We start from the raw sequence: 18,316 nt of genomic DNA, 5'->3' as shown, positions 1-18,316 counted from the left end.
GGAGGGGCGCGTCTGCCGTCCGTCGCCTGCCTGCGACGTTCAGTCGATCCGCACCACCGTGCGCCCCAGCGAGCCGCCGGCCAGCATCCGCTGGAACACGGCGGGCAGGCCATCCAGGCCGACTTCGGCAGTGCAGATGCGGTCCAGGTGCTGCGGCTTCCAGTCACTGCCCAGTCGCGACCACACCTCTTCGCGCAGCCCGCGCGGCGCATTGGCCGAGGACACCCCCAGCAGCGAGACACCGCGCAGGATGAACGGCATCACGGTCATGTCCAGCGTCGGGCTTGCGGCCAGACCGGCACTGACCACGCTGCCGTAGGGCACGGTCTGCGCCAGCAGGCTGGCCAGCATGTCGCCTCCGGCATTGTCGAGGCCACCGCCGAAGCGCGCCGACTGCAGCGGGCCGGTATCGGCCAGCGCGTCGCGTGGCAGTACCTCGGTGGCGCCGATGCTGCGCAGGAAATCGGCCTGGTCCTGCTTGCCGCTGACCGCGTGCACGCTGTAGCCGGCACGGCTGAAGATCGACAGCGCCAGCGCACCGACGCCGCCGCTGGCACCGGTGACTGCCAGCGGGCCGAGTTCCGGGGTCTGCCGGTTGTCCTGCATGCGCAGCAGGGCCAGCGCCGCAGTGAAGCCGGCGGTGCCCAGCACCATCGCTTCGCGCGGGGTCAGCCCGGCCGGCTGGGCGATCACCGCGCGCGATTCCAGCCGCACGTACTGGCTGTAGCCGCCATCACGGGTCTCGCTGAGGCCGCAGCCGGTGGCCAGCACCGCATCGCCTTCACGCCAGTCCGGGTCGGAGCTGGCGACCACGGTACCGGCCACGTCGATGCCGCCCACGAGCGGGAAGCGGCGCAGGATTTTCCCCTTGCCGGTACCGGCAAGGGCATCCTTGTAGTTGACCGAGGACCAGTGGGCGCGGATCAGCACCTGGCCGGGGTTGAGGTCGTCGATCCGGAGCTGGGCAAGGCCGCTGCGGTAGCCGGCGTCGTCGTTTTCGATGCGGAAGGCGGTGAACGGGGTGGTGGGGGCCATCGGCGTTGCCTGACTTCGAGGAAAACGCCACCTTACCCCGTTGCCCCCCTTTCGATCCTGCCGATCCGCCCCATCTTGTATGATCGGTGATGGTTTCACGGCTGGCGGTGCGGGAAGGGCCCGCGCCGCAGCCCACATCTTGATGGAGCGTGCATGGCCTGGAATACACCCGGCGGCAACAAGGGCGGACAAGGCCCCGAGGACAATCGACGCGGGCCCTTCGGGTCGCGCGGCGGTGGCAATGGTGGTGGCTGGGGCGGACTGCCCGGGCCGCTGAAGGACCTGTTCGACGGTGGCATCGTGCGTTGGGTGGTGGCAGCCGTGGTGTTGCTGGTGCTCTTCTCCAGCTTCCAGCTGATCGGCGAACAGCAGCGTGGCGTGGTGCTGCGCTTCGGCCAGTTCTCGCGCATCCTGCAGCCCGGCCCGAACTTCAAGCTGCCGTGGCCGATCGAATCGGTCACCAAGGTCAATGCCACCGAGATCAAGACCTTCTCGATCCAGGTGCCGGTGCTGACCCGCGACGAGAACATCGTCAACGTCTCGCTGAACGTCCAGTACCGCATCGACGACCCGCAGCAGTACCTGTTCGGCACCGTGGATGCCAACCAGGTGCTGGAGCAGTCGGCGCAGAGCGCGGTGCGCGAGGAAGTCGGCCGCGCCGACCTCAACGCCGTGCTGAACAACCGTGGCCCGCTGGCCGTGGCCGCCGAAGAGCGCCTGCAGGCGCTGCTGAAGGCGTTCAAGACCGGCCTGACCGTGACCGGCCTGACCCTGCAGGACGCCCGTCCGCCGGAAGAAGTGAAGCCGGCCTTCGACGAGGTCAATGGCGCCCAGCAGGTCAAGGAACGCCTGATCAACGAAGCCCAGGCCTACGCCGCCAAGGTCGTGCCGGAAGCCCGAGGCCAGGCCTCGCGTGCCCGTACCACCGCCGAAGGCTACAAGCAGGCCGTGGTGTCCAAGGCCGAGGGTGACGCGCAGCGCTTCAGCCTGTTGCAGGCCCAGTACAAGGACGCTCCGGAAGTGACCCGCAAGCGCCTGTGGCTGGAGACCGTGCAGCAGGTGCTGAGCGAGAACCGCAAGGTGATCGGTGGCGATGGCCGCCAGCTGATCTACGTGCCGATGACCGGCGATACCCGTCCCACCACCTCGGCTCCGCCGGGAGTGACGAACCCGGAGGTGGTGATGCCGTCGCTGCCGGGTGCAGCGGCGGAAGCTTCCCGTGATCCGGGCCGGCCGGTGGGCCGCCCGACCGGGCGACCGAGCGGCCGTGAGGAGGGCAGCCGATGAAGAGTCCTATCTGGATCGCCGTGATCGTGGCGGTGGTGCTGGGCCTGCTCGGCTCGGTGTACGTGGTCCGTGAGGACCAGACCGCCATGGTCCTGAACCTGGGCAAGGTGGTGCGTTCGGACATCAAGCCGGGCCTGCACTTCAAGGTGCCGGTGGTGGAAACGGTGAAGGTCTTCGACCGCCGCTTCCAGGTGCTCGACACTGCGCCGGCGCGTTACTTCACCGCCGAGCAGAAGGACGTCAGCGTCGACTTCTTCGCCATCGGCTACATCTCCAACGTGGGTGACTACTTCCGTGCCACCGGCGGCGATCCGCGGATCGCCAATGCCCGCCTGGCACCGATCATCACCGACTCGCTGCGCAACCAGATCAACTCGCGCACCCTGCAGCAGCTGGTCTCCGGCGACCGCAGCGAGCTGATCGCCGAGCAGCTGAAGGGAATCAACGAAGCCGTGGCCGGCCTCGGCATGCAGATGATCGACCTGCGCATCAAGCAGGTGGACCTGCCCACCGACAGCCAGGTGATCAATGACGTGTACGAGCGCATGCGCGCCCAGCGCAAGCAGGAAGCCGCCAAGCTGCGCGCCGAGGGCGAGGAGCAGTCGCTGACCATCCGTGCCCAGGCCGACCGTGACAGCACCGTGCTGATCGCCGAGGCCGAGCGTGATGCCCAGCGCCTGCGTGGTGAAGGCGATGCCGATGCCGCCCGTATCTACGGCAAGGCCGGCTCGGCCGATCCCTCGTTCTACGCGTTCTACCGCAGCCTGGAGGCCTACCGTGGCTCCATGACCGACGGCAACGGCGTGATCGTGCTGGACAAGAACGACCCGTTCCTGCAGTACCTGAAGAACGACCGCTGAGGTCGCAGGGCACTACCCCACGGGTCCCGGCCAGACGCCGGGCCCCGTGCTTTTTCCGGAGTCCCCCCATGAAAGATCTGTTCGCCGCCGTCTGCCTGATCGCGGTGCTGGAAGGCCTGTTCCTGTTCGTCGCCCCGTTCGCCTGGAAGCGCATGGCCGAGCGCCTGCTGGACCTGCCCAGCCCGGCCCTGCGCAGCTTCGGCGGGCTGGTGCTGCTGGCCGGCCTGAGCCTGCTGTGGTGGGTGCGGCACTGAACCCCGCCCTGTAGCGTCCGAGCCCATGCTCGGGCGGCGCCGCGCAGCGGCGGGAAGGCAGCCGAGCATGGGCTCGGCTCTACATGAGACGCCGGCCTGACCGGCCGGTGAAGCCGTCCGTCGGAAAGGTGGCACCCGACCCCGGAAACCCGGATAATGCACAAAAGCCGGACGGGCCTCCCCGTTCGGCTTTTTCCGTGTCTGGGCCTTCCATCGCCGGCTGCTCCCCGTTTGGAGCCGCCCTCCAGGTGCTGGCCAGCCCCGCCACGGTTTACCCGTCCGCGGCCCCGATGGCCGCAACATATGAGGAGCCCGTCATGGGTCAGTCTGTCGTAGTGCTTGGTGCCCAGTGGGGCGATGAAGGCAAGGGCAAGATCGTCGATCTGCTCACTGAGGAAATCGGCGCCGTCGTGCGCTTCCAGGGCGGCCACAACGCCGGCCACACTCTGGTCATCAACGGCAAGAAGACCGTCCTGCACCTGATCCCGTCGGGCATCCTGCGTGACGACGCGCTGTGCCTGATCGGCAACGGCGTGGTGATCTCGCCGGCCGCGCTGCAGAAGGAAATCGCCGAGCTGGAAGCCTCCGGCGTGGAAGTGCGTTCGCGCCTGAAGATCTCCCCGGCCGCGCCGCTGATCATGCCGTACCACATCGCCCTGGACCAGGCGCGCGAGCGCGCCGCCGGCGGCAAGGCGATCGGCACCACCGGCCGTGGCATCGGCCCGGCCTACGAAGACAAGGTGGCGCGCCGCGGCATCCGCATCGCCGACCTGCATTACCCGAAGCAGCTGGAAGAACTCCTGCGCACTGCGCTGGATTACCACAACTTCGTGCTGACCAAGTATCTGAACACCGATGCGGTCGATTTCCAGAAGACCTTCGACGAAGCGCTGGCCTTCGGCGAATACGTGCAGCCGATGAAGTCCGACGTGGCCGGCATCCTGCACGACCTGCGCAAGCAGGGTAAGCGCGTGCTGTTCGAAGGTGCGCAGGGTGCGCTGCTGGATATCGACCACGGCACCTACCCGTACGTCACCAGCTCCAACACCACCGTCGGCGGTGCACTGGCCGGTTCCGGCGTCGGCGCCGATTCGATCGACTACGTGCTGGGCATCGCCAAGGCCTACGCGACCCGTGTCGGTGGTGGCCCGTTCCCGACCGAGCTGGACGACGAAGTCGGCCAGGGCATCCGTGACCGCGGCGCCGAGTACGGTGCCTCGACCGGCCGTCCGCGTCGTTGCGGCTGGATGGACATCGTCGCGCTGAAGCGCGCCGTGGCCATCAACGGCATCAGCGGCCTGTGCATCACCAAGCTGGACGTGCTGGACGGCATGGAAAAGCTGAAGGTCTGCATCGCCTACGAATACAACGGCAAGCGCACCGAGTACGCGCCGCTGGATGCGCAGGGCTGGGAAGAGTGCACCCCGGTGTACCTGGAGTTCCCGGGTTGGAGCGAGAACACCCACGGCATCACCAACTGGGACGACCTGCCGCCGGCCGCCCGTGCCTACCTGCGTTCGCTGGAAGAGCTGGCCGGCTGCCCGATCAGCATCGTCTCCACCGGCCCGGACCGCGACCACACCATGGTCCTGCAGGATCCGTTCGCCTGAGTGAGTGACCGGTAGCGCTGGGCCATGCCTGGCGTCGCTGCAAGAAAAAGCCCCGCGAACGCGGGGCTTTTTCGTTACTGTGTCGCCAGTGCCGGCGAGGAAGCGAAGCGATGACCAGGATGTCAGCGTGAAAGGCGAGACCGTGGTGCGGATCACCCTATGGGTGTTGTGGAGCCTGTGGGGCATCGCCTGCGCGGTTCTGGCGCTCGGCGCCATCGCCAACCATCTGGCCTCGCGCACCCAGACCCTGCCGCTGCTGCTGAGCCCCGGCGCGACGGCTGAGGTGACGGTCTACCGCTTCATCGATGACCAACTGCGGCTGCGCCTGCGGTATGCCGCAGACGGTACTGAGGCTGACCCTGAAGTGCTGCTGCGCATCGACACTCCCACCGATCATGGGGACTTCCGCGCAGGAGAGCGTTCGGGAGTGGCCGGGCAGGGTATCAACCGCAGGCTGGCATCGGTTGAGTCCAGCGGGCTCATGGCGTCCTACTTTGGATATGGCCGCGGTGATGCATTGCCACGCGGACGCTCATGGCTGCGGGTAACCGTACTGGAGGTGGACCCGGCGCTGGCGGGCAGGGCGGCCGTGATCGAACTGCAGCCCCCGCTGGACCTGCTGAAGCTGACCGACCTGGATTACGTCTGGCTGTGGCCGTTCTTTTTCTGGAAGGTGGCGGCACTGTTCCTGCTGATTCCCGGGGGCGCGTTGGCGGTGTTCACGTTCACCTTGCGGCGCTGGCAGCGCCGGGCGTCGAAGCAGCCGATTTCAGCAGCGGATACGGATTGATCGATTCCCCCTTCCACCACTGCTTCTCCGGCCCCAGTACGTGTACTTCGAAATGCAGGTGCGGGGCCTCCGCGCTGGCATTACCAGTGCTGCCCACATAGCCAATCACATCCCCGCGTTTGATCACCTGCTTTTCGCTCAGGCCATCGGCATAGCGCTGCAGATGCGCGTAGTAGTAGCACCAGCGTCCGCTGGGCTCGAAATGGTAGATGGTCAGCCCACCGCGCTTGCTGTCGAACAGCTTCTCCACCGTGCCGTCGGCCACCGCCAGCACCGGCGTACCGGCATCGGCCATGATGTCGATCGCATCGTGCACGCGGCCCTCGCTGCGTGCATCGGTGAAGGTGTCGCGCAGTTGAGAGGGCAGTACCCCCTGCACCGGCAGCAGCAGGGTGCCCGAGGCTGCGTCGATGCCAGTCGGTGCCGTCGCGCGCGGCGCGGCAGCTTGCATCGACGGCGTTGTGGCCACGCTGGGCTGCGCTGCAGGAGTGGACGCGGCCACGAATTCGCCAGCATCGCGGCGCAGCCACCAGCCCAGTCCCACACCCAGCAGCACGCCCAGCACGATCAGCTGCGAAAAACGCATCGGCTCACTCCTGCATCACCACGGGGACGGAGGTATCCACCGCATCGGCCACGCGCAGCGCATCCCAGTTGGTCATGCGTACGCAGCCATGCGATTCGGTCTTGCCTACATGGCCCGGTACCGGCGTTCCGTGGAGGCCATAGTGGGGCTTGGACAGGTCGATCCAGACCCGGCCGACCGGATTGTTCGGGCCTGGCGGCAGCGTGGCTTTCTTCTCGCCTTTGCGCGCATCCCAGAACAGCTTGGGGTTGTAGTGGAACGGCGGGTCGCGATAGACGCCGAGAATCTTCCATTCACCGATCGGCAGCGGATCATGCTGGCTGCCGGAAGAGACCGGCACCTGCGCGATCACCTTGCCCTGCACATCCAGCAGCTGCAGGGTGGAATCGGACTTGTCGACCACGATCTTCGCCGCCTTCGGCAATGCAGCCGGTGCGATGTTGGGCACCTGGATGCGGCTGCCGGCCTTGGCCAGATCGACGCCGGGGTTGAGCGCCTTCAGCAATGCCGGCGACGCATGGAAACGCTCTCCCAGTGATTCCTCGACGCTGCTGTAGCCCAGTGCCTTCAGCTTTGCCTGCGCGGCGGGCGTCTTCGGAACGGCGATGAACGGCCCGGCCACGTCCTCGGCGGTCAACGTGTAACTGGCAAGCGGCGTGGTCGCATCGGCCTGCAGTGCTTTCCAGGTGGCATTGTCCAGCTCTCCGCTCACTGTCAGGCCGTGGGCCGCCTGGAAGCCTGCCACGGCCCGGCGCTGATTGCTGCCGACTTCACCGTCGATCTCGCCCGGGGAGAAATTGGCGCGATCCAGAAGCACCTGGGCGTGCAGTGGCGAGCGCGCCGCGGTATCGGGTCCGGCCTTCTCGGCAATGGGCTCCGGCAGCTGGTCCGGCGGCGGCACCTGCGCGAAGGCGGGGGACATCAGCAATGACAGGGCGAGCAGGGCGGGGCGGTGTACGGGCATGGAGATCTCCGGCAGATGGCAGCTCCACCCTGCCCGGAGAGGCTGCGCAGCCCCCGTGAAAGCAACCTGATGCCGGCATGAGCAGTGCGGTCCCGGCGGGCGGTTGGACCTTGCCGCAGAAGCGCGGCGCGTGGCCTCACCAAGGTGAACGGCTGCCGACGCGCGTGCGTGTTGCCGATCAAGATTGCCGGTGGCACGGCCGATAGGGGCGCATCCCCCCGTTTTGGATGTACCGATGAACTACTTGAGGAATGTCAGGGTTGCCTGGCGTCTTGGGCTGGGCTTTGGCCTGCTGTTGTTGCTGGTTGCCGCCGTGGTGGCCACCGGCGCCACCGCCAGTGTCGTGCAGAAGCGCGCGATGCAGCAGGTGGTCGACGTCAGCGTGGCCAAGGTGCGCCTGCTGTCGCAGATGCTCGATGCCAACAACCAGATGATGGTGGTGCGCCGTGAAATGCTGATCCGCCAGGGCGAAGCGCGCGACAGCGACGAGCAGCGCATCGCCGATCTGGTCAAGCGCTATGAGGCCAGCTGGACCGCCTATCAGGCACTGCCGGGTGATGCGGAGGGCAAGGCCATCGCGGAAACCATCGCGGCCAAGCGCGCCATCGCGCGCCCGCTCAACAAGCAGACCAGCGAACTGATGGAGCAGGGCGACTACCCGGGCGCCGTGGCGCTGACCCTGGGCCCGGTGCAGGAAGCGGCCAATGGCTGGAACAAGGCGCTGTCCGACGGCGTGGACTTCGAAGAGAAGGAAAGCCGCGATGCAGCCGCCGAGGCGATCAGGCTGGGCGAGCGCAGCCTGCTGCAGCTGCTGGTGCTGGGCGGCGTCGCACTGCTGGTCGGCATCGGCGCCTCGGTGATGATCGGCCGCAGCCTGACCGGCCCGCTGGCCCGCGCGGTGAACCTGGCCGAACGGCTGTCCAAGGGCCAGCTGGACCAGGAGTTCCGTCTGGGTGGCCGTGATGAGCTGACCCAGCTTGGCGAGGCGATGGCCAGCGTGCGGCAGAGCGTGCAGGCGGCGATCGGCGCGCAGCTGCAGATGGCCGAACAGCATGAGGCGGGCGCGATCCGCTATCGCATGGACGCCAGTGCGTTCCCTGGCGATTTCGGCCGCATGGTGCAGGCGACCAACAGCCTGGTCGAATCGCACGTGCAGGTGGAACTGCTGATGGCTGAAGTGATGCAGCGTTACGCCATCGGTGACCTCAGCCGCGACCTGCCGGACTACCCGGGCGAGAAGGGCACGCTGACCCGCACCCTGGCCGCGGTGAAGCAGAGCCTGATGGCGATCAACGCGCAGATCGATGAACTGGCCCGCGCCGCGCGTGCCGGTGATTTCAGCATGCGTGGCGATGCCACTGCGTTCCAGTTCCAGTTCAAGGCGATGGTCGAGCACCTCAACGGCATGATGGCCAGTTCGCAGTCCAGCATTGCCGATGTCTCCGACGTGCTGCGCGCGATCTCGCACGGCGACCTGACCGCACGCATGGATGGCGAGTACGACGGTGTGTTCGCCCGCATGCGCGACGACGCCAACACCACCACTGCGCAGCTGACTGGCATCGTGCGGGGCATCCAGGTGGCTGCCGACAGCATCAACAACGCGGCGCAGGAACTGGCCGCCGGCAACAACGACCTGTCGCGCCGCACCGAGCAGCAGGCCGCCAATCTGGAAGAAGCGGCCGCATCGATGGAGGAACTGACTTCCACCGTACGCCAGAACGCCGAGCTGGCACGTCAGGCCGACAGCGAAGCGCATGCCGCCGGTGCCGCGGTGCGCGAGACCGAGCAGGCGATGGCACAGATGGCATCTGTCATGGGCGAGATCGATCAGTCGTCGGCTCGCATCTCGGAGATCTCCACGGTGATCGACGGCATCGCGTTCCAGACCAACATCCTGGCGTTGAATGCTGCAGTGGAAGCTGCGCGCGCAGGCGAGCAGGGCCGTGGTTTTGCCGTGGTCGCCAGCGAAGTGCGCACGCTCGCGCAGCGTGCCGGTGTCGCCGCCAAGGAGATCAAGGAGCTGATCGAAGACGCCGCTGCCAAGGTGAAGAGTGGCCTGGCGGTGACCGTTGAATCGGAAGCCGCGATCGCGCGCGTGGCCCAGGCCAGCTCGCGCACCACCCAGCTGATGAGCGACATCGCAGCGGCCAGCAAGGAACAGGCCGCCGGCATCGAGCAGGTCAACCAGGTGGTGGTGCAGATGGATCAGGTGACCCAGCAGAACGCGGCCCTGGTGGAAGAAGCCACTGCGGCGAGCCGCGCGCTGGAAGAACAGGCGCATGCGCTGACCACGTCGGTGGCGGTATTCAAGGTGGAAGGCGCGGCGGTCTCTGCTGTGCCCCGTCGCGCAGCCTGAGCGGGCAGTGCAGCGACAGGAATACGGCCGCCTTGAGCGGCCGTATTTCGCTGGAAGGAGCCCGTCTACTGCTGAAGGCCGTGCTGACGCAGCCGAAGTTGCCGCATGGATGAGGGCGCTCCCGTCCTGACCGAATCTTCAGCCGAGTGCACGCGTACGCGCAGCTTTCTTCGCCGCCGCCTTGCGCACGGTCTTCTTCGCGGCCCGCGTCTTGGCCGCCTTCTTTGCGGCGGCGCTCCGCGAGGCGGCCGTACTCCCCTTATTGGCCGCAGCCTTCTTCGCCGTCTTCTTTGCGGCCTTCTTGGTGGCCTTCTTTGTGGCGGTCTTGCGAGCGGGTGCCTTCTTTGCCACCGCTTTCTTCGCAGGTGCCTTCTTCGCTGCCGTCGCCTTGGTCGTGGCCTTCTTTGTGGCCGACTTCCTGGCAGGCGCCTTCTTGGCAGCCTTCTTGCTGGTCGCCTTCTTCGCGCCCTTGCGGGCACTGCCGCTACGCTTGCCGCCGCCGTCCTGCTTGTTCACGGTGGCCCAGGCGATGCGCTCGGCAGTCCCTTCACTCGCGCCGCGATCACGTTCGCTTTCCTCGATGTGCTCGGCCTGGCGCTTCTGTTTCTCGGTATATGCGGATTTGTCACCACGGGGCATGACGGATCTCCTGTCGTAGTAGTCAGGCCAGCAGGCGCAGCTTGGGCTCGCGCGCCCACTGACGAGTGGCGGCCGCCGCCAGGAATGCCTTGGCGTCTTCCGCTTCGACGATGCCGGCGTCGTTGCCGACCCTTGCCGCCTTCAGCAGCGCCTGGCCGCCTGCGTCGCTGGCGATGGCCTTCAGGTGCGCCCACGCCTGGCTGACGAATTCGACGGCTGCACTCTCTTTCGACAAGGCCTTCGCGGCTTCCGGGCTGAGCACCACGGCCACCGCATCGAACACAGCCGATGGCGTGCCCGCCAGTTGCCCATCCGCCGTCTGCATCGCCCCATCGCTCAGCGTGGCGCCGCCTACTTTGGGCGCGACCAGCTTCACGTCTGCACCCGCCTTCCGGGCCGCTTTGCTCAGGCTGGCCATCACGCGCGCGTCGGAGCCCTCATCAAACAGGATGCCGATGCTGCGCCCTTGCAGGGTGGGCTTGTTGCGCCCGATCACGCGCACCTCGGGAGCGGCAGGCATGTCCTGCACCGGCGTGGCGGTCGGCGCGGGGTCGGGCAGTGCAGGCAACGCGAGCCCATCAGCTACGCGCTGCGCCAGTGATTCGTCGATGTTGCGCAGGTGGCTGACGGTACGCACCCGCACCTTCAGCGTTTCCACCTTGGACAATTCGAACACGAGTGCCGATGCCAGATGCGCCTGTTCCGGCTTCTCAAGGCTACGGAAGAACATGCGTGCCTGGCTGTAGTGGTCGGCGAAACTCTCCGCGCGGGTGCGACCCTTGCGACCATCGTCGGCGCTGGCATGGCTGCGGAATCCGGCAGGCGTCTCGCGCGGGGTGTCCTCCTGCAGCGAACTGGGATCGTAGGCCACCCGGCCCTTGGGCACCTGCATCTGCATGTGGCCGTCGCGCTGATGATTGGCAAACGGGCACTTGGGCGCATTCACCGGGATCTGGTGGAAGTTCGGGCCGCCCAGGCGCAGCAGCTGGGTGTCCAGATAGGAGAACAGGCGCCCCTGCAGCAGCGGGTCGTTGCTGAAGTCGATGCCCGGTGGCACGTTGGCCGGGCAGAAAGCCACCTGCTCGGTCTCGGCGAAGAAGTTGTCCGGCCAGCGGTCCAGCACCATGCGCCCGATGACCTGCAACGGCACCAGCGATTCGGGAATGATCTTGGTCGGGTCCAGATGATCGAACGGGAATGCGTCGGCCTCTTCTTCGGTGAACAGCTGCACTGCCAGTTCCCACTCCGGGAAGTCACCGCGCTGGATGGCCTCGAACAGGTCCCGGCGATGGAAGTCGTTGTCGGCCGACTGCAGCTTCAGTGCTTCGTCCCAGACCGTTGACTGGATGCCAAGCTTCGGCCGCCAGTGGAACTTGACGAAGGTTGACTCTCCCGCCTCGTTCAGCAGGCGGAAGCTGTGCACACCGAAGCCTTCGATCATCCGCAGCGAACGCGGTATGGCGCGGTCGCTCATCGCCCACATGATCATGTGCATCGACTCGGGCATGAGCGAGATGAAATCCCAGAAGGTGTCGTGGGCCGTGGCGGCCTGCGGAAACGCACGGTCCGGTTCCATCTTCACTGCGTGCACCAGGTCCGGGAATTTCATGGCGTCCTGGATGAAGAACACCGGAATGTTGTTGCCAACCAGATCCCAGTTGCCCTCCTTGGTATAGAACTTGACCGCGAAGCCGCGCACGTCGCGGGGGGTATCCACCGAGCCCGCGCCGCCGGCTACCGTCGAGAAACGGGTGAACACGGGCGTCTTGACGCCTACCTCGGTCAGGATGCGCGCGCGGGTATGGGCGGCCAGTGACCGGGTCAGCTCGAAGTAGCCGTGTGCTGCGCTGCCACGTGCGTGCACGATGCGCTCGGGAATGCGTTCGTGATCGAAGTGGGTGATCTTCTCGCGCAGGATGAAGTCCTCCAGCAGCGTGGGCCCTCGGGGCCCCTGCCGCAGTGAGTTCTGGTTGTCCGCCACCGGGATGCCCTGATCGGTGGTCATCACCGGATGGGTACCCCCGGCCTGCTGGTGCAGTTCATCGCCGTCGCCCCGGCGGTGGTTTTCGGCAGGGGCGGTTGCGCGCTTGCCGGTCGGCTTGCTGGCGGCCATTGACGTTGGCTCCGGATCATCAGAAGGAACCACGACACTGGAACCAGCCCCGTTAAACCGAGGTCCGGCAGAGGTGAACGTACAGGCAAAAGCAGGCTCGGGTATGCTTGCTGCATGCGAGTCGAGCCCGCCGACATCGAAGCCCTGTTCGACGCCATCCCGGATGTGCTGTTTTTCATCAAGGACCTTCAGGGGCGTTACACCCACGTCAACCAGACCATGCTGCGGCGGCTGGGCCTGCGCGCGCGCAAGGACGTGATCGGGCGTACCGCGGCCGAGATCTACCCGACCGGGCTCAGTGCGGACTACGTCGATCAGGATGCCCGCGTGCTGTCCGGCGAGGTGATCGAGAACCTGATGGAGCTGCACCTGTTCGCCAACCGCGAACCGGGCTGGTGCCTGACCTGCAAGCGCCCGCTGGTGGTCGATGGGGCCATCGAGGGCCTGATCGGCATTTCCCGCGACCTCGGCCAGAAGGACAGCCTCGGTACCCAGTACGAGCAGCTACGGCTGGCCCTGGCCCACCTCAATGCGCACTACGCCGAGAACGTGCGCATGCAGACCCTGCTGGACATCACCGGCTTTTCGCTGTCCAAGCTGGAGCGCAGTTTCCGCAAGGTGTTCCAGATGACCCCTCAGCAGGTGCTGACCCGGCTGCGCATCCAGATGGCCATGCACCTGCTGCACGGCGACGACAGCATTGCCTGCATCGGCCAGGCCTGCGGTTTCAGCGACCAGAGCGCCTTTACCCGCAAGTTCAAGGCTGAAACCGGTTTCTCGCCGCGCGCCTACCGCGCCCGCATCGGCGGCAGTGTCGGCGAGCCAGCGCTGGCCTGAGCCGCCTGCTGCGCTGTGCCTATCCCCGCAGGCATGGGACAGGGTAAGGTGTCGCCCCTGTAGCCCGCCGCCAGCCCCGCCGATGCCCAACTCGATTCCGACCGCTTCGCCGTCCCGCCTCGGGCATTCGCTCAAGCCCCGCCAGCTGATCATGATGGGCCTGGGCAGCGCCATCGGCGCCGGCCTGTTCCTCGGTTCGGGCGTGGGCGTGCAGGCGGCCGGTCCGGCAGTGCTGGTGTCGTATCTGGTCGCAGGCGCGCTGGTGATCATCGTGATGAACGCACTGGGCGAGATGGCGGCGGCCAAACCGACCAGCGGCGCGTTTTCGGTGTATGCGGCCGACGCCATGGGCGCCACCGCCGGTGCCACGGTCGGCTGGTTGTGGTGGGTGCAGCTGGTGATTGTGATCGCCGCCGAGGCGGTGGGCGCGGCCGGGTTGCTGGCCACGGTCTGGCCTGCGGTGCCGGTACCGATGGCAGCGCTGGCCTTCATGCTGTTCTTCACCGCGATCAACCTGCTCGGGGTGAAGAACTTCGGCGAGTTTGAGTTCTGGTTCGCCATCCTCAAGGTCGCGGCGATCCTGGCGTTCATCGCCATCGGCGTGGCGCTGCTGATGGGCTGGCTGCCGCAGGTGACCTCGCCGGGCTTGAGCAACTTCACCGAACATGGCGGCTTCGCACCCAAGGGTCTGGCCGGTATCGGTGCCGCGCTGCTGGTGGTGGTGTTCGCCTTCGGTGGTACCGAGATCGTGGCCGTTGCGGCGGCGGAGACCGAAGATCCGGAGCGCAGCATCGCCCGTGCCATCCGCACCGTGGCGTGGCGCATCCTGGTGTTCTACATCGGCTCGCTGAGCGTGATCATCGCTGTGGTGCCGTGGACCAGCGAGGCGCTGAAGTCGCCGTTCGCCGCCGTGCTGGATATCGCCCGTATTCCGGGTGCCGGCACTGCCATCACCCTGATCGCGGTGATCGCGCTGCTGTCGGCGCTCAATGCCAACCTCTACGGCGCCTCGCGCATGATGTACTCGCTGGCGCAGCGCCGTGAAGCGCCGGCCGTGCTGGGCTGGACCGATCCGCGCCAGGTGCCGGTGATCGCCGTGCTGGCCAGCGTGCTGTTCGGCTTCGCCGCCACGGTGATGGAGTTGCTGTTTCCGGACCGGGTGCTGCCGGTACTGCTGAACATCGTCGGTTCCACCTGCCTGCTGGTGTGGACGCTGTCGCTGGTCTCGCAGCTGGTGCTGCGCCGCCGCGCCGATCGCCTGGGCACTCGCCTGCCGTTCCGCATGGCCGGTTTCCCGTGGCTGACCTGCTGCGCGCTGGCGATCCTGGCGCTGATCTTCGGCCTGCTGCTGAGCGAGGCGCACACCCGCCTGCAGTTCCTGTCGATGGTGGCGCTGACTGCCACGATCGCCGCTGGCAGCGCCATCGCGCGGCGCATGCGCGAGGCGTGATTCTGTAGAGCCGACCCACGGTCGGCTGCTGTTCGCGCGGCCGCCAGCCGAGCATGGGCTCGGCTCTACAGCAGGCATACATCCACCGTGCCATCCTGATCGCGTGGGCCGCCAGCGGCCCGTCGACCGGGAGTACCGCATGCTGCGCAGCCGTCCTTTCCTGATGTTCACCGGCCAGGCCGAGGCCGCCCTGGCCCTGTACGCCGAAGCCTTCGCCGATTTCCGCCTGCTGGCAATGCAGCGCCATCCGGACGGCGCCGGTGCCGGCGTGCCCGGGCAGGTCCGCCAGGCCATCTTCCTGCTGGGCGGCACCCACTACCTGTGCTTTGACAGCCTGGACGTGCACGACTTCACCTTCAGCCCGTCGATCTCGCTGTTCGTCGAGTGTTCCGGTGCCGAGCAGTTCGAGCGCGCCGCGCGTGTGCTGGGCGAGGGCGGCCACTGGTTGATGCCGGTGGGCGACTATGACTTCAGCAACCGCTACGGCTGGGTGCAGGATCGCTTCGGCGTGTCGTGGCAGTTGAGCCTGGGGCAGATGCCGGACCCGTGATCGGATGTTTGTGGGTGTGGACTTTGGTCCACACACCCTCATGAAAACGGCCCGCTTGCGCGGGCCGTTCTCTTTACCGATGCAGCGAGGAATCAAGCCTCGACTTCATCATCCTTGTAGGCATCGACCGGAATGCAGGCGCACATCACGTTCTTGTCGCCGTACACGTTGTCCACGCGTGCCACCGGCGGCCAGTACTTCTGCAGCTTCAGGCTGGGCAGCGGGAACGCAGCCAGTTCACGCGGGTAGGCGTGGGTCCATTCGCTGGCGGTCACCGCGGTGGCGGTGTGCGGCGCGTTCTTCAGCGGGTTGTCTTCGCGGTCCAGGCGTCCGTCTTCGATCGCGGTGATCTCCTCGCGGATCTGGATCATCGCGTCGATGAAGCGATCCAGCTCGTGCAGCGATTCGCTCTCGGTCGGCTCGACCATCAGCGTGCCGGCCACCGGGAAGCTCAGGGTCGGGGCGTGGAAACCGAAGTCGATCAGGCGCTTGGCCACGTCCTCGGCGCCGATGCCGCTGGTCTTCTCCAGCGGGCGCACGTCCAGGATGCACTCGTGCGCCACCAGGCCGTTGCGGCCGGTATACAGGGTCTTGAAGTGCGGGGCCAGGCGCTTGGCGATGTAGTTGGCGTTGAGCTGTGCGACCTGGGTGGCCTTGCGCAGGCCTTCGCGGCCCATCATCGCGATGTACATCCAGCTGATCGGCAGGATCGAGGCGCTGCCGAAGCTGGCCGCGCTGACCATGCCGACCGGGCCGTTGTCACCCAGCTTGCCCGGCAGGAACGGCGCCAGGTGCTCCTTGACCGCGCACGGGCCAACGCCCGGGCCGCCACCGCCGTGCGGGATGCAGAAGGTCTTGTGCAGGTTCAGGTGCGAAACGTCCGAACCCCACTTGCCCGGCTTGGCCACGCCGACCAGGGCGTTCATGTTGGCGCCGTCGGTGTACACCTGGCCGCCGTGCTTGTGGATGATCTCGCAGATCTCCACCACCTCTTCCTCGAACACGCCGTGCGTGGACGGGTAGGTCATCATGATCGCGGCCAGGCGGTCGCTGTACTTCTCGGCGTTGAGGCGGATGTCCTCGACATCGACGTTGCCGTTGGCATCGGTCTTGGTCACCACCACCTTCATGCCGCACATCTGTGCCGAAGCCGGGTTGGTGCCGTGTGCCGAATCCGGGATCAGGCAGATGTCACGGTGATCTTCGCCGCGCGAACGGTGGTAGGCGCGGATCGCCAGCAGGCCGGCGTACTCGCCCTGCGCGCCGGAGTTCGGCTGCAGGCTGACCGCGTCGTAGCCGGTGCATTCGACCAGCATCGCTTCCAGCGTGTCGATCAGTTCCTTGTAGCCCAGCGCCTGGTCGGCCGGCACCAGCGGGTGGATCTGCGAGAACTCCGGCCAGGTCACCGGGATCATCTCGGCGGTGGCGTTGAGCTTCATGGTGCACGAGCCCAGCGGGATCATCGTGCGGTCCATCGCCAGGTCCTTGTCGGCCAGCGAACGCAGGTAGCGCAGCAGTTCGTGCTCGCTGTGGTGGGTGTTGAACACCGGATGGGTCAGGAACGCGGACTGGCGCAGCAGGCCGGCCGGCAGCGCGTCGGCGGTGCTGGCATCCAGCGCGTCGACGTCCAGCGAAGCACCGAACACTGCAGCCACGGCGACGATGTCGGCGCGGGTGGTGGTCTCGTCCAGGCTGATGCCGACCGAGTCGCTGTCGATCGCGCGCAGGTTGTAGCCGGCGGCGCGGGCCTTGGCATGGATCTCATCGGCGTGCACGCCGGTGACATGCAGGGTGTCGAAGAAGTCGCCACCAACCTGCACGCCGGCATTGCGCAGCGCTGCGGCCAGGATCGAGGCCAGGCGATGGGTGCGGCGGGCAATGCGGGTCAGGCCTTCCGGGCCGTGGTAAACGGCGTACATCGAGGCCATCACCGCCAGCAGCACCTGCGCGGTACAGATGTTGGAAGTCGCCTTCTCGCGGCGGATGTGCTGCTCGCGGGTCTGCAGGGTCAGGCGGTAGGCCGGGTTGCCCTGGGCATCGACCGAAACACCGATCAGGCGGCCCGGCATCGAGCGCTTGTAGGCGTCACGGCAGGCCATGAAGGCGGCGTGCGGGCCACCGAAGCCGAACGGCACGCCGAAACGCTGGCTGTTGCCGACCACGATGTCCGCGCCCCATTCGCCCGGGGCGGCCAGCAGGGTCAGGGCCAGCAGGTCGGTGGCCACGGCCACCAGGCCGCCGCGTGCGTGCACGGCATCGACCAGCGCCTTGTAGTCGCCCACCTGGCCGAAGGTATCCGGATACTGCAGCAGCAGGCCGAAGGCTTCCGCTTCCAGCGCTTCGGCCGGGGTGCCGACGCGCAGCACGATGCCCATGGGCTCGGCGCGGGTACGCAGCAGTTCCAGCGTCTGCGGATGCACGGCGTCGTGCACGAAGAAGGTGTCCGACTTGGACTTGGCCGAACGCTTGGCCAGGGTCATCGCTTCAGCAGCGGCGGTGGCTTCGTCCAGCAGCGAGGCGTTGGCGATTTCCATGCCGGTCAGGTCGGCGCACAGGGTCTGGAAGTTGATCAGCGCTTCCATGCGGCCCTGCGAGATTTCCGCCTGGTACGGAGTGTAGGCGGTGTACCAGGCCGGGTTTTCCAGGATGTTGCGCAGGATCACGTTCGGCGTGTGGGTGCCGTAGTAGCCCTGGCCGATGAAGCTGCGCAGCACGGTGTTCTTGTCGGCGATCGCACGGATCTTCGCCAGTGCCTGTACTTCGGTCATCGACTCCGGCAGCGCCAGCGGTGCCGGCGACTTGATCTTGGCCGGTACGATGGCATCGGTCATGCCATCCAGCGACGCGTGGCCGACGACATCGAGCATCTGCGCGATCTCGGCGTCGTTGGGGCCGATGTGGCGCTCGACGAACGCGTTGTGGTGCTCGAGCTCACGCAGGGAAGGGGTGTTCTGGGACATGGCGAAGGATCCGTCAGGAAAG

General features: G+C 66.8%; 15 protein-coding genes. 9 read left to right on the top strand and 6 right to left on the bottom strand.

What is annotated here, in order from left to right; all coding sequences use genetic code 11:
- Positions 1-39: 39 nt before the first annotated feature.
- Complete coding sequence (locus GOC52_RS15355; RefSeq protein WP_043399083.1) at positions 40-1,035, bottom strand: YhdH/YhfP family quinone oxidoreductase; 996 nt, start codon at positions 1,033-1,035, stop codon at positions 40-42.
- Between the two features lie 153 nt (positions 1,036-1,188).
- On the opposite strand from GOC52_RS15355, the gene hflK reads away from it, so the two are divergent.
- The 5 genes from hflK to GOC52_RS15330 all read left to right on the top strand — a co-directional run bounded on the left by hflK (position 1,189) and on the right by GOC52_RS15330 (position 5,836).
- Positions 1,189-2,322 (top strand): FtsH protease activity modulator HflK, encoded by a 1,134-nt coding sequence (gene hflK, locus GOC52_RS15350; protein ID WP_043399081.1) that lies wholly within the window; start codon positions 1,189-1,191, stop codon positions 2,320-2,322.
- Entirely contained in the window at positions 2,319-3,182 is an 864-nt protein-coding gene (gene hflC, locus GOC52_RS15345) for a protease modulator HflC (protein ID WP_010482785.1), read from the top strand. Before hflK ends, hflC begins: the two co-directional genes overlap by 4 nt.
- A gap of 68 nt (positions 3,183-3,250) precedes the next feature.
- Complete coding sequence (locus GOC52_RS15340) at positions 3,251-3,436, top strand: DUF2065 domain-containing protein (RefSeq protein WP_043399079.1); 186 nt, start codon at positions 3,251-3,253, stop codon at positions 3,434-3,436.
- Between the two features lie 317 nt (positions 3,437-3,753).
- Complete coding sequence (locus tag GOC52_RS15335) at positions 3,754-5,046, top strand: adenylosuccinate synthase (protein WP_005410639.1); 1,293 nt, start codon at positions 3,754-3,756, stop codon at positions 5,044-5,046.
- 127 nt (positions 5,047-5,173) lie between these two features.
- Positions 5,174-5,836: a hypothetical protein gene (locus tag GOC52_RS15330; protein WP_043399076.1), complete on the top strand. Its 663-nt coding sequence runs from the start codon at positions 5,174-5,176 to the stop codon at positions 5,834-5,836.
- On the opposite strand, the gene GOC52_RS15325 is transcribed toward GOC52_RS15330, so the two are convergent.
- Together GOC52_RS15325 and GOC52_RS15320 are read right to left on the bottom strand one after the other, a co-directional pair.
- Positions 5,772-6,422 carry a M23 family metallopeptidase gene (locus tag GOC52_RS15325; protein ID WP_043399075.1) on the bottom strand — a complete coding sequence of 217 codons (651 nt, stop codon included), beginning with the start codon at positions 6,420-6,422 and terminating at the stop codon, positions 5,772-5,774. The two genes, GOC52_RS15330 and GOC52_RS15325, sit on opposite strands and share 65 nt — an antisense overlap.
- Positions 6,423-6,426: 4 nt before the next feature.
- Positions 6,427-7,386, bottom strand: a complete 960-nt coding sequence (locus GOC52_RS15320; RefSeq protein WP_191849804.1) for a L,D-transpeptidase family protein — start codon at positions 7,384-7,386, stop codon at positions 6,427-6,429.
- Positions 7,387-7,621: 235 nt separating this feature from the next.
- Here GOC52_RS15320 and GOC52_RS15315 point away from each other — a divergent pair, with 235 nt between their 5' ends.
- Entirely contained in the window at positions 7,622-9,745 is a 2,124-nt protein-coding gene (locus GOC52_RS15315) for a methyl-accepting chemotaxis protein (RefSeq protein ID WP_019338664.1), read from the top strand.
- Positions 9,746-9,883: 138 nt separating this feature from the next.
- Here GOC52_RS15315 and GOC52_RS15310 read toward each other — a convergent pair whose 3' ends face one another.
- A complete protein-coding gene (locus tag GOC52_RS15310; RefSeq protein ID WP_100446390.1) occupies positions 9,884-10,384 on the bottom strand; it encodes a hypothetical protein in 501 nt (166 codons plus the stop codon).
- A 22-nt stretch (positions 10,385-10,406) separates the two neighbouring features.
- Positions 10,407-12,497: a catalase gene (locus GOC52_RS15305; protein WP_191849802.1), complete on the bottom strand. Its 2,091-nt coding sequence runs from the start codon at positions 12,495-12,497 to the stop codon at positions 10,407-10,409.
- 114 nt (positions 12,498-12,611) lie between these two features.
- On the opposite strand from GOC52_RS15305, the gene GOC52_RS15300 reads away from it, so the two are divergent.
- From GOC52_RS15300 to GOC52_RS15290, 3 genes are all read left to right on the top strand, one after another.
- Positions 12,612-13,334 (top strand): AraC family transcriptional regulator, encoded by a 723-nt coding sequence (locus tag GOC52_RS15300; protein WP_043399063.1) that lies wholly within the window; start codon positions 12,612-12,614, stop codon positions 13,332-13,334.
- A gap of 82 nt (positions 13,335-13,416) precedes the next feature.
- Entirely contained in the window at positions 13,417-14,784 is a 1,368-nt protein-coding gene (locus GOC52_RS15295) for an amino acid permease (protein ID WP_043399061.1), read from the top strand.
- A 139-nt stretch (positions 14,785-14,923) separates the two neighbouring features.
- Positions 14,924-15,334: a VOC family protein gene (locus GOC52_RS15290; RefSeq protein WP_005410627.1), complete on the top strand. Its 411-nt coding sequence runs from the start codon at positions 14,924-14,926 to the stop codon at positions 15,332-15,334.
- A gap of 92 nt (positions 15,335-15,426) precedes the next feature.
- On the opposite strand, the gene gcvP is transcribed toward GOC52_RS15290, so the two are convergent.
- On the bottom strand, positions 15,427-18,294 hold the full coding sequence (gcvP, locus tag GOC52_RS15285; RefSeq protein ID WP_010482796.1) for an aminomethyl-transferring glycine dehydrogenase: 2,868 nt from the start codon (positions 18,292-18,294) through the stop codon (positions 15,427-15,429).
- Positions 18,295-18,316: the final 22 nt, after the last annotated feature.

The organism is Stenotrophomonas sp. SXG-1 (assembly GCF_014083965.1).
In the GTDB taxonomy this organism is placed as follows: Bacteria; Pseudomonadota; Gammaproteobacteria; order Xanthomonadales; family Xanthomonadaceae; genus Stenotrophomonas; species Stenotrophomonas geniculata.
This window is presented reverse-complemented; position numbering and strand designations above follow the sequence as displayed.